Origin of the sequence: Arthrobacter sp. H14, from assembly GCF_000520495.1 — a bacterium.
Taxonomy (GTDB): domain Bacteria; phylum Actinomycetota; class Actinomycetes; order Actinomycetales; family Micrococcaceae; genus Arthrobacter_C.
Genome location: NZ_KI914655.1, coordinates 14,214 through 16,115, shown reverse-complemented (window position 1 = coordinate 16,115; position 1,902 = coordinate 14,214). Strand labels below are relative to the sequence as shown.

General features: G+C 62.7%; 1 protein-coding gene and 2 pseudogenes. 1 reads left to right on the top strand and 2 read right to left on the bottom strand.

Annotated elements, in window-relative coordinates:
- On the bottom strand, positions 1-669 hold a 669-nt coding region (locus Y707_RS25475; protein WP_035781525.1), incomplete at its 3' end, for an AMP-binding protein.
- 153 nt (positions 670-822) lie between these two features.
- Between Y707_RS25475 and Y707_RS30690 the strand changes: the two are divergent.
- Positions 823-996 (top strand): annotated as a pseudogene (locus Y707_RS30690) (GntR family transcriptional regulator); the annotation flags it as partial.
- A gap of 87 nt (positions 997-1,083) precedes the next feature.
- Here the strand turns inward: Y707_RS30690 and Y707_RS30685 are convergent.
- A pseudogene (locus tag Y707_RS30685) lies at positions 1,084-1,620 on the bottom strand (AMP-binding protein); the annotation flags it as partial.
- Positions 1,621-1,902 lie beyond the last annotated feature (282 nt).

The window sequence follows — 1,902 nt, the reverse complement described above, 5'->3', positions numbered from 1 at the left end:
CTCCAGCCAGGACCGGCCGGTGGAGTCATCCGACCGGCAATTCTGCACCGAAGTGTCGAAGCCGTCCCGGGTCTTCACAATGACGGTGCCGACGTCGTGCTCGCTCAAATCCAGCGCCTGGGCAACTGCGGGCAGATATTCCACCCGCCTGTTCACTTCCAACCCACCCGAGGCGGTCACCACCGCCGCCGGCTTGGCATCGGTGATCCGCACTGCCAGTTCGGTAGCTGCAAAACCGCCGAAGACCACCGAATGGATGGCGCCGAGCCGGGCAGTGGCGAGCATGGCGATCAGGGCCTCGGGGATCATCGGCATGTAGATGACCACCCGGTCTCCTTTGCCTACCCCGGCATTCCGGAGCGCACCGGCAAACTGCTCCACTTCGGAGAGCAGGCCCCGGTAGCTGTAGCTCCGCTTGGTATCCAGCATCGCGGAGTCGTAGATCAGCGCCGTGGCTTCCCCGCGGCCGGCAGCCACGTGCCGGTCCAACGCGTTATGGCAGGTGTTCAACACTCCGTCCGGAAACCATCGGGCCATTGGCGGGGCGGTGGTATCAACGCCTTGCTGCGGAGGAACCTCCCAGTCGACGGCTGCGGCAGCGTCCAGCCAGAAGGCACCGGGGTCGCGCAGACTTTGGTCGTAGCGTTCTTGGTAAGTCGACTGGCTCATTTGCCGCTCTCTATCGCAGGGGGCAGGTGATGACCGTTATCCTAGTCACATTCGACATGGACACACAAGGGGTATGTATACGTAAAACCCTATTTTGAAAGAATTAGCCGCCTTCTGCTACCACATTGCACTATCTGTGTATACACTGGTGCGGTGAGTGATGCACAGACCCCGACACCGGCGCGCGCCGGCGAAAGGGCGTACCAGGCCCTGCGGGCGGACATCATCGAGTGGCGGTTGCCACCGGGATCCATGCTGGCGGAGGTCGAGCAATCCCGCCGTCTCGGCGTATCCCGCACTCCCCTGCGTGAAGCACTGGCCCTTCTGCACCGAAGTGTCGAAGCCGTCCCGGGTCTTCACAATGACGGTGCCGACGTCGTGCTCGCTCAAATCCAGCGCCTGGGCAACTGCGGGCAGATATTCCACCCGCCTGTTCACTTCCAACCCACCCGAGGCGGTCACCACCGCCGCCGGCTTGGCATCGGTGATCCGCACTGCCAGTTCGGTAGCTGCAAAACCGCCGAAGACCACCGAATGGATGGCGCCGAGCCGGGCAGTGGCGAGCATGGCGATCAGGGCCTCGGGGATCATCGGCATGTAGATGACCACCCGGTCTCCTTTGCCTACCCCGGCATTCCGGAGCGCACCGGCAAACTGCTCCACTTCGGAGAGCAGGCCCCGGTAGCTGTAGCTCCGCTTGGTATCCAGCATCGCGGAGTCGTAGATCAGCGCCGTGGCTTCCCCGCGGCCGGCAGCCACGTGCCGGTCCAACGCGTTATGGCAGGTGTTCAACACTCCGTCCGGAAACCATCGGGCCATTGGCGGGGCGGTGGTATCAACGCCTTGCTGCGGAGGAACCTCCCAGTCGACGGCTGCGGCAGCGTCCAGCCAGAAGGCACCGGGGTCGCGCAGACTTTGGTCGTAGCGTTCTTGGTAAGTCGACTGGCTCATTTGCCGCTCTCTATCGCAGGGGGCAGGTGATGACCGTTATCCTAGTCACATTCGACATGGACACACAAGGGGTATGTATACGTAAAACCCTATTTTGAAAGAATTAGCCGCCTTCTGCTACCACATTGCACTATCTGTGTATACACTGGTGCGGTGAGTGATGCACAGACCCCGACACCGGCGCGCGCCGGCGAAAGGGCGTACCAGGCCCTGCGGGCGGACATCATCGAGTGGCGGTTGCCACCGGGATCCATGCTGGCGGAGGTCGAGCAATCCCGCCGT